At 71.6% G+C, this 15453-nt stretch carries 14 protein-coding genes; 11 read left to right on the forward strand and 3 right to left on the reverse strand.

Translation table 11 applies throughout. The annotated features are described in order from the left end of the window. Position 1: 1 nt before the first annotated feature. Positions 2–724, reverse strand: a complete 723-nt coding sequence (ubiG, locus tag GWK15_RS24355; protein ID WP_168044013.1) for a bifunctional 2-polyprenyl-6-hydroxyphenol methylase/3-demethylubiquinol 3-O-methyltransferase UbiG — start codon at positions 722–724, stop codon at positions 2–4. Between the two features lie 180 nt (positions 725–904). Here ubiG and GWK15_RS24360 point away from each other — a divergent pair, with 180 nt between their 5' ends. From GWK15_RS24360 to GWK15_RS24405, 10 genes are all read left to right on the forward strand, one after another. Beyond that, the gene (locus tag GWK15_RS24360) at positions 905–2128 is read left to right on the forward strand and encodes an aspartate kinase (protein WP_168044014.1); all 1224 of its coding nucleotides are present in this window, start codon (positions 905–907) and stop codon (positions 2126–2128) included. A 53-nt stretch (positions 2129–2181) separates the two neighbouring features. Continuing rightward, positions 2182–3174: an NAD(P)H-dependent flavin oxidoreductase gene (locus tag GWK15_RS24365; RefSeq protein ID WP_168044029.1), complete on the forward strand. Its 993-nt coding sequence runs from the start codon at positions 2182–2184 to the stop codon at positions 3172–3174. A gap of 66 nt (positions 3175–3240) precedes the next feature. Continuing rightward, the gene (locus GWK15_RS24370) at positions 3241–4248 is read left to right on the forward strand and encodes a helix-turn-helix domain-containing protein (RefSeq protein ID WP_168044015.1); all 1008 of its coding nucleotides are present in this window, start codon (positions 3241–3243) and stop codon (positions 4246–4248) included. 78 nt (positions 4249–4326) lie between these two features. Further along, positions 4327–5466 carry a flavodoxin-dependent (E)-4-hydroxy-3-methylbut-2-enyl-diphosphate synthase gene (gene ispG / locus GWK15_RS24375; RefSeq protein WP_168044016.1) on the forward strand — a complete coding sequence of 380 codons (1140 nt, stop codon included), beginning with the start codon at positions 4327–4329 and terminating at the stop codon, positions 5464–5466. 29 nt (positions 5467–5495) lie between these two features. Next, positions 5496–5942, forward strand: coding sequence for a hypothetical protein (locus GWK15_RS24380; protein ID WP_168044017.1), 447 nt, complete (start codon positions 5496–5498; stop codon positions 5940–5942). 24 nt (positions 5943–5966) lie between these two features. Beyond that, complete coding sequence (hisS, locus tag GWK15_RS24385) at positions 5967–7205, forward strand: histidine--tRNA ligase (protein ID WP_168044018.1); 1239 nt, start codon at positions 5967–5969, stop codon at positions 7203–7205. A 139-nt stretch (positions 7206–7344) separates the two neighbouring features. Continuing rightward, positions 7345–8400, forward strand: a complete 1056-nt coding sequence (prfA, locus tag GWK15_RS24390; protein WP_168044019.1) for a peptide chain release factor 1 — start codon at positions 7345–7347, stop codon at positions 8398–8400. Next, positions 8397–9266: a peptide chain release factor N(5)-glutamine methyltransferase gene (gene prmC / locus GWK15_RS24395; RefSeq protein WP_168044020.1), complete on the forward strand. Its 870-nt coding sequence runs from the start codon at positions 8397–8399 to the stop codon at positions 9264–9266. The genes prfA and prmC overlap by 4 nt, the downstream gene beginning before the upstream one ends. A 236-nt stretch (positions 9267–9502) precedes the next feature. Next, positions 9503–9958 carry a DUF4167 domain-containing protein gene (locus tag GWK15_RS24400; protein WP_408892082.1) on the forward strand — a complete coding sequence of 152 codons (456 nt, stop codon included), beginning with the start codon at positions 9503–9505 and terminating at the stop codon, positions 9956–9958. 79 nt (positions 9959–10037) lie between these two features. Beyond that, on the forward strand, positions 10038–10358 hold the full coding sequence (locus tag GWK15_RS24405) for a hypothetical protein (RefSeq protein WP_168044022.1): 321 nt from the start codon (positions 10038–10040) through the stop codon (positions 10356–10358). An 80-nt stretch (positions 10359–10438) separates the two neighbouring features. On the opposite strand, the gene GWK15_RS26445 is transcribed toward GWK15_RS24405, so the two are convergent. Next, on the reverse strand, positions 10439–11206 hold the full coding sequence (locus GWK15_RS26445; RefSeq protein ID WP_168044023.1) for an MOSC domain-containing protein: 768 nt from the start codon (positions 11204–11206) through the stop codon (positions 10439–10441). A 112-nt stretch (positions 11207–11318) separates the two neighbouring features. On the opposite strand from GWK15_RS26445, the gene clpB reads away from it, so the two are divergent. Then, positions 11319–13904: an ATP-dependent chaperone ClpB gene (clpB, locus tag GWK15_RS24415; RefSeq protein WP_168044024.1), complete on the forward strand. Its 2586-nt coding sequence runs from the start codon at positions 11319–11321 to the stop codon at positions 13902–13904. A gap of 43 nt (positions 13905–13947) precedes the next feature. On the opposite strand, the gene GWK15_RS24420 is transcribed toward clpB, so the two are convergent. Beyond that, positions 13948–15021, reverse strand: coding sequence for a M23 family metallopeptidase (locus tag GWK15_RS24420; RefSeq protein ID WP_168044025.1), 1074 nt, complete (start codon positions 15019–15021; stop codon positions 13948–13950). Between the last annotated feature and the right edge of the window lie 432 nt (positions 15022–15453).

Consider the following 15453-nt stretch of genomic DNA (forward strand, 5'->3'; position numbering starts at 1 on the left):
CTCAGCGCGCCTCCGCCATCACGATGTAATTTATCCCGACGTCGCGGGTGGCGCGCCAGCGCCCCGTGAGCTTGTCCATGGTCATGCCGGCGATGTCGGTGACCCGGAAGCCGGCGGCGCGCAGGCCGTCCCCGAGTTCGCCCGGGGTGACGAACATCCGCCAGTCATGCGTGCCGACCGGCAGCATCCGCAGCACGTATTCGGCGCCAAGCTTCGCCATCAGGAAGGAGCGGGGGGTGCGGTTCAGCGTGGAGAGGATAAGCGGCGCGCCGGGCTTGGCCGCGCGGGCGAGGGCGGCGAGGAAGGCCTGCCGGTCGGAGACGTGCTCGATGACCTCGAGCGCGACGACGGCGTCGAAGGTCTCGCCCTGGGGGAGGTCCTCGGGCAGGCCCTCGCGATAGTCGATCGAAAGGCCGCCGGCGTCGGCATGGGCGCGGGCGGCGTCCAGGGCCTCCCCCGCGGCGTCGAGGCCGGTCACGCGGGCGCCGCGGCGGGCCAGCGCCTCCGAGGCCAGGCCGGCGCCGCAGCCGACGTCGAGGATGGCAAGGCCCGCCAGGGCGTCGGGGGCCTTCGGGTCGCGGCCGTGGCGGCGGGCCAGGCGGTCGGCGATCCAGCCGATGCGCAGCGGATTCATCCGGTGCAGCGGCTTCATGGGCCCGTCGGGGTCCCACCAGCGGGCGGCCAGGGCGTCGAACTTGGCGATCTCAGCGCCGAGAGCGGTCATCGGGGGCATCCGGTCGAGATGGGGAGGACATGCCGGGTTTTCCGCCCCGAGGCGAGGGGGAAGGGGTGGAGGCGGGTTGCGCGGCCCCCGGCCGGTCTGTATCTGTCCGGCCCCGCCGGGCGGCAGCGCCGCCGGCGCGATCTTTCCGCCCCGCCCGGCCCCAGGGACCGACCGCCGCCGATGGCTCGTATCGTCATGAAGTTCGGCGGCACCTCCGTCGCCGATCTCGATCGCATCCGCAACGTCGCCAACCGCGTGAAGCGGGAGGTGGACGCCGGCAACCAGGTCGCCGTCGTGGTCTCGGCCATGTCCGGCGTGACCAACCAGCTGGTCAAATGGTGCCAGGACCTCTCGCCGCTGCACGACGCGCGCGAGTACGACACCGTGGTCGCGACGGGCGAGCAGGTGACGACGGGCCTCACGGCCATCGCGCTGCAGACCATCGGCGTCGATGCGCGGTCCTGGCAGGGCTGGCAGGTGCCGATCGTCACCGACCAGGCGCACGGCAAGGCGCGGGTTGAGCAGATCGACGGCGCGGTGCTGATCGAGCGGATGGAAGCGGGCCAGGTCCCGGTGATCGCCGGCTTTCAGGGCATCGAGAACACGCGCCACCGGATCACGACGCTCGGGCGCGGCGGGTCGGACCTCTCGGCGGTCGCGATCGCGGCGGCGGTGAAGGCCGACCGCTGCGACATCTACACCGACGTGGACGGCATCTACACGACCGACCCGCGCATCGTGCCGCGGGCACGGAAACTGGAGCGCATCTCCTTCGAGGAGATGCTCGAACTGGCCTCGGTCGGCGCCAAGGTGCTGCAGACCCGGTCGGTCGAACTGGCGATGAAGCTCGGCGTGCGGGTGCAGGTCGTGTCCTCCTTCGAGGACAAGCCCGGCTCGCTCGTGGTGGATGAGGACGAGATCGTGGAACAGCCCGTGGTTTCCGGCATCGCGTATTCCCGCGACGATGCCAAGGTGACGCTGCGTCGCGTGCCGGACCGGCCGGGCGTGGCAGCGAGCGTCTTCGGCCTGATGGCCAAGGCGAACGTGAACGTGGACATGATCGTCCAGAACATCGGCGCCGACGGCACCACGGACATGACCTTTACGGTCGGCAAGGCGGACCTCGCCCGCGCGCAGGACGTGCTGGGCAAGGCGCAGCCGGAGATCGGCTACGAGGCGGTGCTGGCGGATCCCGAGGTCGCGAAGATCTCGGTCGTGGGCATCGGCATGCGCAGCCATGCGGGTGTGGCGAACACCATGTTCAAGGCGCTGGCCGAGAAGGGGATCAACATCCAGGTCATCTCGACCTCGGAGATCAAGGTCTCGGTGCTGGTGGCGGCCGACTACACGGAACTCGCGGTGCGCGCGCTGCACACCGCCTATGGGCTGGACGCCCCGGCGTGAGCGAAGCCCCCGCCCGCGCGCCCGACTGGGCCTATGCCGAGCTCGACCGCCTGATGGCGTGCGGCGCCGGGTTCCTCGGCAGCCGCTACGCCATCATGGGCGGGGCCATGTCCTGGGTCAGCGAGCGGCACCTGGTCGCCGCCCTGTCCAATGCCGGCGCCTTCGGGGTGATCGCCTGCGGAGCGATGGAGCCGCCGCGTCTCGCCGAGGAGATCGCGGGGACGCAGGCGCTCACGCAGAAGCCCTTCGGCGTGAACCTTATCACCATGCATCCGAGGCTCGACCAGCTGGTGGATGTGTGCCTTGCGGCCAAGGTCGGTCACATCGTCTTCGCCGGCGGCATCCCGCCGGGATCCGCGATCAAGAAGGCGAAGGAGGGCGGGGCGAAGGTCGTCTGCTTCGCCCCCGCGCTGGTGCTCGCGAAGCGGCTGATCCGCAGCGGGGCGGATGCGCTGGTGATCGAGGGGTCCGAGGCGGGCGGGCATATCGGCCCGGTGTCGCTGAACGTGCTGGCGCAGGAGATCCTGCCCTACATCGCCGATGTTCCCGTCTTCGTCGCCGGCGGGATCGGGCGGGGCGAGGCGATCCTGTCGTACCTCGAGATGGGGGCGGCGGGCGCGCAGCTCGGCACGCGCTTCGTCTGCGCGAGCGAGTGCATCGCGCATCCGAACTTCAAGCAGGCCTTCATCCGCGGCCAGGCGCGCGACGCCATGCCGACGATCCAGCTGGACGACGCCTTCCCGGTGATCCCGGTGCGCGCCCTGCAGAACCTGGGAACGAAGCGCTTCCTCGAGCACCAGGCCGAGACGATCCGCCGCTTCAAGGCGGGCGAGCTCGACAAGGAGGCCGCGCAGCTCGACATCGAGCATTTCTGGGCCGGCGCCCTGCGCCGCGCGGTGATCGACGGCGATGTCGAGAGCGGATCCGTCATGGCCGGCCAGTCGGTCGGCATGGTGACGAAGGAGCAGCCGGCGGCCGAGATCATCGCCGAGCTGATCGACCAGGCCGCGGCCGCCATCGCCGCCCGCCGCAACAAGGCCGCCTGACCGCCCCAAGGGCCTTTGCGGGCGTCGCCCGCAAGGCTAGAAGCCGCCGGTCGACACCGAGAGCCCATGAAACGGACGCCCCGCCCCGACCTGACCGCCGCCGAAGCCGCCCGCGTGGGGGAAGACCTGCGCGAGGCCCGGCTGACGCTCGGCGCCAGCGTCGAGGACATGGCGGAACGGCTGCGGATCAACCGGCGCTACATCCATGCGCTCGAGGAAGGGCGGATCAAGGATCTGCCGGGGCCCGCCTATGCCGTCGGCTTCGTGCGGTCCTATGCGGCCGCGCTTGGGCTCGACCCGGATGAGGCGGTGCGGCGGTTCCGCGACGTGACCGGCGGGGCGGCGACGAAGAACGGCGAACTCGTGTTCCCGGAGCCCGTGCCCTCGCGCGGCGTGCCGGCGGGTGCGCTGGTGGCCGTCGGCGCGGTGCTGGCTGTCGGCGCCTATGTCGCCTGGTACAATTGGAGCGGATCGGGCAACCGCGTGGTCGATGCGGTGCCGCCGGTGCCGGCGCGGCTCGATCCCGCCGTGCCCGAGGCGCAGCGCCCGCGCGAGGCCGCCGCCCCTGGGGCGCCCGGCACGCCGACGCAGGCGGCCGCCGCGCCGGCCGGGCCTGCCGCGGTGACGCAGCCGGCGCAGCCCGCGCCGACCCCCGCCGCGGCGCCGGTGCCGCCGGGCATGGCAGGCGTCGTGCTGCGCGCGCGGGGCGAGACCTGGGTCCAGGTTCGCGACAGCCGTCAGAACCAGACCGTCCTCGACCGCGTGCTGCGGACCGGGGACACCTACCAGGTGCCGGCCCGCGAAGGCATGGTCCTGACGACGGGCAAGGCCGAGAACCTCGACGTGCTGCTGGATGGGCAGGTGGTCGCGGTCCTGGTCGGCGCGACCGGCGTGCGCCGCGCCGTGCCGCTCGACACCGACCGCCTGCGCGCCGCGGGGCCGGCCCCCGCCGCGGCGGCGCCTGCGGCCGCGCCGGCTGCGCCTGCCCCGGCGGCCGCCGCGCCGCAGCAGCCGAGGCCTGCCGCGCCGGACGCCGCGCCGCGACCCCCGGCAAACCAGGGCGCGCGGCCCTAAGGCGCGTTCCGGCCTTCCGGCCGCCCGCACCACGGGCCATATTGAGCGGGTCGTCGCGCCCGAGATCGGAAGCCCTGCATGTCCTATCGTCCCTACCAGCAGATCCTGCGCCGCACGTCGCGGCAGATCGGCGTGGGCAAGGTGCGCGTGGGCGGGGATGCGCCGATCTCGGTGCAGACCATGACCAACACGCCGACGGAGGACGCCAAGGCGACGATCGAGCAGATCCGGCGTTGCGAGCTCGCCGGCGTGGACATCGTCCGCGTGTCCTGCCCGACCGAGGAGAGCACCGCCGCGCTGGCCGAGATCGTGCGCGAGGTGAACGTCCCGATCGTCGCCGACATCCATTTTCACTACCGCCGCGCCATCGAGGCCGCCGAGGCGGGCGCGGCCTGCCTGCGCATCAATCCCGGCAACATCGGGTCCAAGGAACGCGTGAAGGAGGTCGTGAAGGCCGCGCGCGACCATGGCTGCTCGATCCGCATCGGGGTGAATGCAGGCAGCCTCGAGAAGCATCTGCTCGAGAAGTACGGGGAGCCCAATCCGGAGGCGCTGGTCGAGAGCGCGCTGTGGCACGCCGACCACCTGCTCCAGGAAGGCTTCGACGAGTTCAAGATCAGCGTGAAGGCGTCCGACGTCTTCCTCGCCGTCGCGGCCTACCAGCAACTCGCCGAGGCCTGCGACCATCCGCTGCATATCGGCATCACCGAGGCCGGCGGGCGGCGCGCGGGGACGGTCAAGAGCGCGATCGGGCTCGGATCCCTGCTCTGGGCCGGGATCGGGGACACGCTGCGCGTGTCCCTGAGCGCGGAGCCGGAGGAGGAGGTCTCGGTCGGCTGGGAGTTGCTGAAGTCCCTGCACCTGCGCCATCGCGGGGTGAAGATCATCTCCTGCCCGTCCTGCGCCAGGCAGGGCTTCGACGTGATCCGCACGGTCGAGAAGCTCGAGGAACGGCTCGCGCACATCTCCGAGCCCATCACCCTGTCGATCATCGGCTGCGTGGTGAACGGGCCGGGCGAGGCGCTGATGACGGATATTGGGCTGACCGGCGGCGGCGCGGGCACGCACATGGTCTATGCCGCCGGCAAGACCGACCACACCATCCGCAGCGAGGAGATGGTGGACCATATCGTCGGCCTCGTGACCGCCAAGGCCGAGGCCATGGCAGAGGCGAAGCGCGCGGAGGCGTCCGAGGCAGCGCGGCAGGCCGCCGAATGACAGGTCCGTCCCGTCGCGCGGCGGCGCCCGTGCGGCGCCTCTGGTCCGGTGCCCTGCTGCTCGCCGGCCTGCTGCTGGTGCAGCCGGCGACGGCGCAGACCGGTGGCGAGGAAGCGCCCGAGGGCGGCGCCCCGCGCGGCGGCGGCGGGTCGGCCTTCTGCACCGAGGTCAATGCACGCGCCTATGAGGCGTCCCTGGTGATCCGGCAGCACTCGAACGCGCTCGCGGCCGGCTTCGAGCCCGATGCGCGGCCGCAGGCGCTGCAGATGCTGGCCTGGCTCGACCAGTGGATAGGCCGGCTGCGGGTGCTGGTGGACCTTGGCGACGGCGCGCAATGCCTGGACGAGGGCGAGGCGGAGACCTACAGGCGTGCGCTGGTCCTGGCCGCGCGTGTCGGCAACCAGGTACGGGAGGAGGTGCTGCGCCCCGTTCCGGCCCGCCCTTCCTCGCAGCAGGCGCGGCCGCAGCGCCGCTAGACGCCCTTTCGACTGGATACCGTGATGACAGCCTTGCAGCCCGTCCGTGGCACGCGCGACCTCATCGGCGAGGAATTCCGCCGCCACCATGCCGTCGGCGAGACGGCGCGGCGCGTGAGCACGCTCTATGGCTTCGAGGAATGGTCTACGCCGGTCTTCGAGGATACCCGCGTCTTCGCGCGCGGCCTGGGCGACACCTCCGACGTCGTGATGAAGGAGATGTACACCTTCACCGACCGCGGCGGTGATTCCGTCACGCTGCGGCCCGAAATGACGGCGGGCGTGTGCCGGGCGCTGGTCTCGAACGGGCTCACCCAGTCCAACCTGCCGCGCAAGGTGTTCTACGCGGGCCCGATGTTCCGCTACGAGCGGCCGCAGAAGGGGCGTTACCGGCAGTTCCACCAGATCGGGATCGAGGTTCTGGGCGCGGCGGAGCCGCTCGCCGACGCCGAGGTGATCGCCTGCGGGTGGGACATCCTGGTCGGGCTCGGGGTCTCGGAAGGCACGGTCCTCGAGATCAATACGCTGGGGGATGCCGAGAGCCGGGCGGCCTACCGGGCCGCGCTGGTCGGGTATTTCTCGGCGCACCGGGGCGGGCTGAGCCATGACAGCCAGGTGCGGCTGGAGAAGAACCCGCTGCGCATCCTGGACAGCAAGGACGAGAAGGATCGCGCGATCGTCGCCGGCGCGCCGGTGATCGGCGACCACCTGACGGCCGAGGCCGCCGGCTTCTACGCGGCGGTGAAGGCGCATCTGCTGCGCTTCGGCGTGCCGTTCCGGGAGAATCCGCGGATCGTGCGGGGGCTCGACTACTACAGCCACACGGCCTTCGAGTTCGTGACCGATCGGCTGGGCGCGCAGGGCACGGTCATGGCGGGCGGGCGCTACAACGGCCTGGTCGAGGAGATGGGCGGGCCGGCGACGCCGTCGGTCGGCTGGGCGGCGGGGATCGAGCGGCTGGCGATGCTGCTGCCCGAGGCGCCTCCGGCGCCGCGGCCCGTGGCGGTGATCCCCGTGGGCGAGGCTGCCGAGGGGCCGGCGCTCGACATGCTGCAGGCGCTGCGGCGGCAGGGCGTGGTCGCCGAGATCGCCTATCGCGGGAACCTCAAGCGGCGGATGGAGCGGGCGAACCGCATCGGGGCACGGGCCGCGGTGATCCTGGGCGAGGAGGAGATCGCGGCGGGCGTGGCGCAGCTGCGCGACCTCGATGCCGGGACGCAGGAGAAGGTGCCTCTGCTGGAGGTGCCGGGGCGGCTTGGGTGATCGCGGGGATTGAAGAGGTGGGGGGAGAAGGGAACTTCTCCCCCCACGCCCCCCTCAACCCTCTTTGGAACCAAAGAGACAAAGAAGGGAGGGGGATCGGGGGAGGTTCTCCTCCCCCGACCTTCCTGGATCGCCGCGCATGAGTCTCCCCGCCCGCCTCGACCGCCTGCTGACGCGCGCGGAGGAAATCCGCCACACGCTGGAGACCGCGCCGGGTGCTGAGATCGGCGCGCTGTCGAAGGAGTTGGCGGAACTGGAGCCGCTGGTCGCCAAGGTCGCCGAGCTGCGCGCCGCCGAGCGTGCGCGCGACGAGGCCGAGGCGCTGATGGCCGACCCGGAGATGCGCGATCTGGCCGAGGCCGAATGGCTCGAGCAGAAGGAGCGCGTGCCGGTGCTCGAGCGCGAGCTGCGCCTGCTGCTGCTGCCGCGCGACGCGGCGGATGATCGGAGCGCGATCCTCGAGGTGCGGCCGGCGGCGGGCGGCGATGAGGCGGGGCTGTTCGCGGCGGAGCTGTTCCGCGCCTATCAGCGCTATGCCGAAGGCCGCGGCTGGCGGTTCGAGGTGCTGGACTACGACGAGAGCGACCTGGGCGGCGTGAAGGGCGCCACGGCGGAGATCGCCGGCCGCGGTGTCTTCGCCCGGCTGAAGTTCGAGAGCGGTGTGCACAGGGTCCAGCGCGTGCCGGCCACGGAGACGCAGGGGCGGATCCATACCTCCACGGTGACGGTCGCGGTGCTGCCGGAAGCCGAGGAGGTGGACGTGCAGGTCAATGAGGGCGACCTGCGCATCGATACCTATCGTGCTTCGGGCGCGGGCGGGCAGCACGTCAACAAGACGGATTCCGCGGTGCGCATCACGCATCTGCCCACGGGGATCGTGGTCGCGATGCAGGAAGAGAAGTCGCAGCACAAGAACCGCGCAAAGGCGATGAAGGTGCTGCGGGCACGGCTGTACGATGCGCAGCGGACGGCCGCCGACAGTGCACGCGCGGCGGACCGGAAGTCGCAGGTGGGCACGGGGGACCGTTCGGAGCGGATCCGCACCTACAACTTCCCGCAGGGGCGGGTGACCGACCATCGGATCGGGCTGACCCTGCACAAGATCGACCGCGTCATGCTGGGCGAGTTCGACGACATCTTCGACGCGCTGATCGCCGAGGACCAGGCGGCGCGGTTGGCGGCCGAGGCGGCGTGAGCGGCTGCGCGGATCCGGGCGGGTCCGTCGGCGCCTTCCTGTGCCAGGCGGGCCAGGTGCTGCGGGCGGCGGGGATCGAGGCGCCGCGGCTCGAGGCGCGGCGGCTGCTGGCCCATGCGATGGGCTGCCGGGAGGAGGACCTGCTGCGTGATCCGCGGGCGGCCGTGCCGGGCGGGGCGGCGGCGGCGTTCGGCGAGGCGCTGCGGCGGCGGGCGGCGCATGTGCCCGTGGCGCATATCCTCGGGCGGCAGGGGTTCTGGACGCTGGACCTCGAGGTTTCTGCCGACACCTTGATCCCCCGGGCGGATTCGGAGGCGATCGTGGAGGCGGCCCTCGCGGCGTTTCCTGCGACCGAGGCGATCGGGCGGGTTCTGGACCTCGGGACCGGGACCGGGGCGCTGCTGCTGGCCGTGCTGGCCGAGGTGCCGGGGGCCTGGGGCGTCGGGGTGGATCTGGCGCCGGCCGCGGCGGCTCTCGCGGCGCGGAATGCGGCGGCGAACGGGCTGGCGGGGCGGGCGGCCTTCGTCGCGGGGGATTGGGATTCGGCGCTGTCCGGACGGTTCGACCTGGTGCTGTCCAACCCGCCCTATATCGCCTCGGAGGACATCGGCGGGCTCATGCCGGAGGTGGCGCGGCACGAGCCGCGGCTGGCGCTGGATGGCGGGGCGGATGGGCTGGGCGCCTACCGGCGGATCCTGGCGCGGCTGCCGGCGCTGCTTGCGCCGGGCGGCCGGGCGGTGCTGGAACTGGGGGTCGGCCAGCGCGCGGCGGTCGAGGCCATCGCGGCGGCGGAGGGGCTGCGGTCGCTAGGCGTACGGGCGGACCTGGGCGGGGTGGAGCGGGCACTCGTCCTGGCGGCGGGGTAGGTCTCAAAAAACCGTTTGGCGGGCCCGGCCGTCGCGGCTAGGTTGCGGGGGCGGCCGGGGAAGGTCGGACCCCTCCCCATATCCGGACAGCCGAGCGGCGGGTCATCCCGCCCGAACGATCCGGGACCGCGTGGATGCAACGAAACCGGATGCGTGCTGGCTCCCTCGGCCCCACAAGGGGTCGTTTCAGCCGGTGCGGCGCGGATGCGAGACAGCGAAACAGCACACCGATGAACATGAAGCGCATGCGCGGCCGTGGCGGCCATCGCCACGGGGGCGGCGGGCAGTTCCGCCACAGCGGCGGCGGCGGCGGGGGTGGGGGCGGCGACCGGCAGCCCCTGAACCGCAACCATGTCTTCGACTCGAACGGGCCGGACATGCGGCTCCGCGGGACGGCGCAGCAGTTGTTCGAGAAGTACCTGCAGCTCGGGCGAGATGCGACGAGCGGCGGCGACCGGGTGATGGCGGAATCCTACTTCCAGCATGCGGAGCACTATTTCCGCATCCTTAACGCCATGAACCAGGCCGCGGCCCAGCACCAGCAGCAGCAGCCCCAGGGGCGGCGCTACCAGGGGCAGGAGCAGCCGGGCGAGGGCGAGCCGCAGGGCGAGGCGGTCGAGATGACCAGCCCGGGGCCGACCGAGATGCCCGAGGCGGAAGGCGCCGAGGGCGAGGCCCGCGAGCCCGCGTGACGCCGCGGCGGCGATGTCTGGCGCCGCCATGGACCGGACGGATGCGTGAGCGGTCTGCGGGCGGCCCAGCGGCGCGGCCGTGACCGCGTTGCGCTACCTCCTTGCGCGGCTGGCGATGCTTGGGCGCCAGCTGCGGGACACCGTCCGCCGCGCGCTACCGCCTGATCGCGGCTTCGATCCCCGTGCGCTTCTGCCGCCCCCGTGGGTCGCCCGGCCGGATTGGCCGGGTGATTCGATCGGGTGGCGGATGGGTGGGGAGGCCTATTTCCTCCAGGCGCGCGAGCGCTATGCGGCCCTGACCCCGGCCGAGCAGGCAGCCTATGAGCGCGCCTTCCCGGTTCCGCCGGGCTGGGAGGGCTATCTCGACCGCAGGCGCAAGGGCTGGCGCCTGTTCGGCTGAGAGTGACGTCAGGCCCGACGCCACGGCGGCGGATCTGCGTGCGGGGGCCCGGCACCCGAGGGGGGCGGCGGGTTCGGAGGTCAGGGCGCGTCGTCCTCGTGCAGTTGCAGCGTGTCGCCGGTCGAGATCCGGCCGCCTTCGATCACCTCGGCATAGACGCCGAGATCCGCGTGGCCGAAATGCTGGCGCAGCCAGCGCGGGGGCTCGGCGTCGCGTTCGCCCGTGGCTGGGTTCACCTCGGTCGCCGGGCAGCGGACGATGCGCTTGACGATGCGCAGCCTGGCCTGGCCGAGCAGGATTTCCCGGCCGATCCAGTCGAACTCGGCCCAGGGGCTGCCACCCGAGACATAGACATTGGCGCGGAAACGCAGCGGGTCGAGCGTCGTGCCGGTCGCCTGTTCGAGGGCATGCAGGCTCGACAGCCCGATGATGGAGACGACCTTCTTCGCGACGTCGGAGAAGGAATGGCCGGGGGCCTCGAGAAAGCGGGGGGTGCCGCGGGCTTCCTCGCCCAGGAAGGCGGTGAGGTGGGCGGCGATGGCGGTGCGCCCCTCGGGGGTGCGGGTGTCGCCCAGGAAGAGGCCCGCGCCGGGGATGCGGATGGCGAGTTCGCCTGTGCGGGCGTCGAAGGCCGAATGGGCCAGGGCCAGGCGGGCATTGACCATCAGGCAGGCGAAGTTGCGCTTGGGCAGCCAGGACGGGGCAGCAGGGTCGAAGGCGGAATCGCCCTGGGCCAGGGCGAAGCGGCGGTCATGGGGAAGGGTCTCGCCCGCGGTGAGCAGGACGTCTTCCATGGCCTCCGCCGTGAGGCCCTTCACCGGGTAGCGATAGATCGTCTCGATGCGCATGGCGGCCCCTTGAAGCAGATCAAGGACGCATACCACATGGGTGGTCGATAGAGGCGTGCCTGCTGCCCGGATGGGGGTAGGTTCCGCCTGTCCGCTCTGGAGAGGGACGCATATGGACATCGAGAAGTTTACCGACCGGGCCCGCGGTTTCCTGCAGGCCGCACAGACCATCGCCATTCGCGAGTATCACCAGCAGGTGACGCCGGCGCATCTCGCCAAGGCGCTGCTGGATGATGCCGAAGGCGCCGCCAGTGGGTTGATCCGCGCCGCCGGCGCCGATCCGGCCCGCGTGAAGCAGGCGCTGGAAGCGATCCTCGCGAAGCTGCCGAAGGTTTCGGGTGGCGGGGCGGGGCAGCCGCAGTTCACCCCCGACATCGTGCGCGTGCTCGACGCCGCGCAGCAGCAGGCGACCAAGGCCGGCGACCAGTTCGTCGCGCAGGACCGCCTGCTCGTCGCGCTGGCGGCGAGCGAGGGGGAGACGGGGCGGGCCTTCCGCGACGCGGGGGCCGATCCGCAGCGGCTGGAGAAGGCCGTCGCCGACCTGCGCAAGGGCCGCACCGTGAACAGCCAGAACGCCGAGGAATCCTTCGACGCGCTGAAGAAGTACGCCCGCGACATCACGGAAGCGGCGCGGCAGGGCAAGCTCGACCCGGTGATCGGGCGCGACGAGGAGATCCGCCGGTCGATCCAGGTGCTCGCGCGGCGCACGAAGAACAACCCGGTGCTGATCGGCGAGCCCGGCGTCGGCAAGACGGCGATCGTCGAGGGCCTGGCGCTGCGCATCGTCAAGGGCGACGTGCCGGAGGCGCTGAAGGACAAGAAGGTCATGGCGCTCGACCTCGGCGCCATGGTCGCGGGTGCGAAATACCGCGGCGAGTTCGAGGAGCGCCTGAAGGGTGTGCTCCAGGAAGTGGAGCAGGCCGAGGGCGACATCATCCTGTTCATCGACGAGATGCACACGCTGGTCGGGGCGGGCAAGGCGGATGGCGCGATGGATGCGTCCAACCTGCTGAAGCCGGCGCTGGCGCGCGGCGAGTTGCACTGCATCGGCGCGACGACGCTCGACGAGTACCGCAAGCATGTCGAGAAGGACGCCGCGCTGGCGCGGCGCTTCCAGCCGGTCTTCGTGGGCGAGCCGAGCGTCGAGGACACCATCTCGATCCTGCGCGGCATCAAGGAGAAGTACGAGCTGCACCACGGCGTCCGCATCACGGACAGCGCGCTGGTGGCCGCCGCCACACTGTCGAACCGCTACATCACCGACCGCTTCCTGCCGGACAAGGCGATCGACCTGATCGACGAAGCGTCCTCCCGCCTGCGCATGCAGGTGGATTCGAAGCCCGAGGAGCTCGACGCGATCGACCGCGACCTGATGCGGCTCAAGATCGAGCGCGAGGCGCTGAAGAAGGAGCAGGATGTCGCGTCGAAGGACCGGCTGCAGAAGCTCGAGAAGGAGCTCGCCGACCTCGAGGAGCGCTCGCGCGAGATGACGCAGCGCTGGGAGGCGGAGAAGGGCAAGGTCGTCGAGAGCCAGAAGCTGAAGGAGCAGCTCGACAAGGCGCGGACCGAGGTGGAGCTGGCGCAGCGCAAGGGTGATCTCACCAAGGCGTCCGAGCTGCTCTACGCCACCATCCCGCAGCTCGAGAAGAAGATCGCCGATGCGGGTTCGGGCGATGCGCGGCTGGTGAACGAGGCGGTGACCGAGGAAGGCATCGCGGCGGTCGTCTCCCGCTGGACCGGCGTGCCGGTCGAGAAGATGCTCGAGGGCGAGCGCGCCAAGCTGCTGCGCATGGAGGACGAGCTTCGCCGTCGCGTCGTGGGCCAGGAGGAGGCGCTGGAAGCCGTCTCCAAGGCAGTGCGGCGGGCGCGGGCGGGGCTGCAGGATCCGAACCGCCCGATCGGGTCGTTCCTGTTCCTCGGCCCGACCGGCGTGGGCAAGACCGAGCTGGTGAAAGCGCTGGCGCAGTACCTGTTCGACGACGAGCGGGCGATGACGCGCATCGACATGTCCGAGTACATGGAGAAGCACGCCGTCTCCCGCCTGATCGGCGCCCCGCCGGGCTATGTCGGTTACGAGGAGGGCGGTGCGCTGACCGAGGCCGTGCGGCGGCGCCCGTACCAGGTCATCCTGTTCGACGAGGTCGAGAAGGCGCATGACGACGTCTTCAACGTTCTGCTGCAGGTCCTCGACGACGGGCGGCTGACGGACGGGCAGGGGCGGACGGTCGACTTCCGCAACACGATCATCGTGCTGACGAGCAACCTCGGCAGCCAGGCGATCGCGGAACTGCCGGAGAATGCCGAGATCGACGCGGCGCGGCCGGCGGTGATGCGGGCGGTGCGCGAGCGCTTCCGGCCGGAGTTCCTGAACCGGCTCGACGAGATCGTGCTGTTCCGGCGCCTGGCGCGCGGGGACATGGCCTCGATCGTCGACATCCAGCTGCAGCGGCTGCTGAAGCTGCTGGAGGACCGCAAGGTCACGCTGGAACTGGACGACAAGGCGCGGGAGTGGCTGGCCGAGGCGGGCTACGACCCGGTTTACGGCGCGCGGCCGCTCAAGCGGGTGATCCAGCGGAACCTGCAGGACCGGCTTGCCGGGCTGCTGCTGGAAGGCAGCATCAAGGACGGCGACACGGTGCGTGTGACCGCGTCGCAGGATGGCCTCGAGGTGAGGCCGGGCCTGGCCGCGGCGGCCTGAGGCGTCGACGGGCCGGCGGAGCGATCCGCCGGCCCGTGTCGCGTCAGTCGGGCGCCATCGCCACTTCCTCCTGCGTGCGGAGGTTCGCTGCAATGCGCTCGAGCACGCGCTGGCGCGTGCGATAGGCGTTAAGTTCGGCGCCGGCGAGGCGCGTGGCGGGCTGCACGTGCCGTGAGGGGTTCACCGCGCGCCCCTGCGCAATGACTTCGTAGTGCAGGTGCGGGCCGGTCGACATGCCCGTCGATCCGACCGCGCCGATCACGTCGCCCTGGCGGACGCGCCGGCCGGTGGTGATGCCGCGGCCGAAACGCGAGAGATGGGCATAGCGCGTTTCCGTGCCGCCGGCGTGGCGGAGGCGGACCATGAGGCCGTAGCCGCCTTCGCGCTTGGCGGTCACCACGATGCCGTCCGCGGCGGCATAGACGGGCGTGCCGGTGGGTGCCGCGAAGTCGATGCCCTGGTGCATGCGGTTGAAGCCGAGCACCGGATGGCTGCGCATCCCGAAGCCTGAGGAGACGCGCGCCCCGTCGAGCGGGGTGCGCAGGAAGGAGCGGCGCAGCGTGCGGCCGTCGGAGTCGTACCAGTCGGCCGAGCCGCCGCGGTCCTTGTGGCGCCAGACCGCGAGAGCCCGCCCCGAGAGGGTCAGCGTCGCCTGCAGGACCTGCCCGTGGCCGAGGATGTCGCCGTCGCTGTCGCGGTAGCGGTCGAACAGGATGGAGAAGCGGTCGCCTGGCTGCAGGTCGCGCTGGAAGTCGACCTGGTGGCCGAGGATCCGGATCAGCGAGAGCGCCAGGCCGGGCGGGATGCCGGCCTTGGTCATGGCGGGGAAGAGGCCGCCATCGACGGTGCCCTCGGCGCGGACGAGGAAGCGGCTGCGGGGGGCGATGGTCTCGGCGGCGCGCCAGGTGCCGTCGGGCTGTCGGAGGGCTCGGACGGTGCGGCCGGGCTGGGGCTCGACCTCGATCTCGAGCAGGTCGGGGGATTCGCCGGCGGAGAGACGAATGGCGACCTCGTCGCCGGGACGCAGCGCGGAGGGGCGGTAGAGGCTCGCGAGAGCAGCGACCGCCGCATGGGCGGCGGCGGCGTCGATGCCGGCGCTGCCGAGGAGGCCGGCCAAGGTGTCGCCGCGACGGACGACAAGGACCCGCTCGGCCGGGGAGGAGTCGGCCGCTTCGGCGGGCGCGGAAGGTTCAGGTGGGGTGGCCCGGGCCGGGGCGTGGGCGAGGCAGAGCGTGAGGAAAGGAAGGATCAGCGCGGTTCTGGCGCGACGTGGCCGCATGTTCGACGTGGCTCCCTGGCAAGGATCGCGAGGGGGCAGGGGGCATGGATCGCGGACCGATGACAAGGGCGTAATGCCCGTCTGCGATTCCCTGGGCAATCAAGGGTGCGACCTATGCGTCCAGCGCATTGCACGAAACCGCATGAAACCCGTTTGACATGGTTCGAGGAGGCCCGTAAAAGCCCGCCACGCCGCTGGTGGGGCGGGGTTGACGGGCTGGGGTTGGTGCCTTAGGTTCGTTGGCCCGCTGAGGAAGCGGGGTTTCGCTGG

It is taken from the genome of Neoroseomonas oryzicola, assembly GCF_012163135.1.
In the GTDB taxonomy this organism is placed as follows: Bacteria; Pseudomonadota; Alphaproteobacteria; order Acetobacterales; family Acetobacteraceae; genus Neoroseomonas; species Neoroseomonas oryzicola.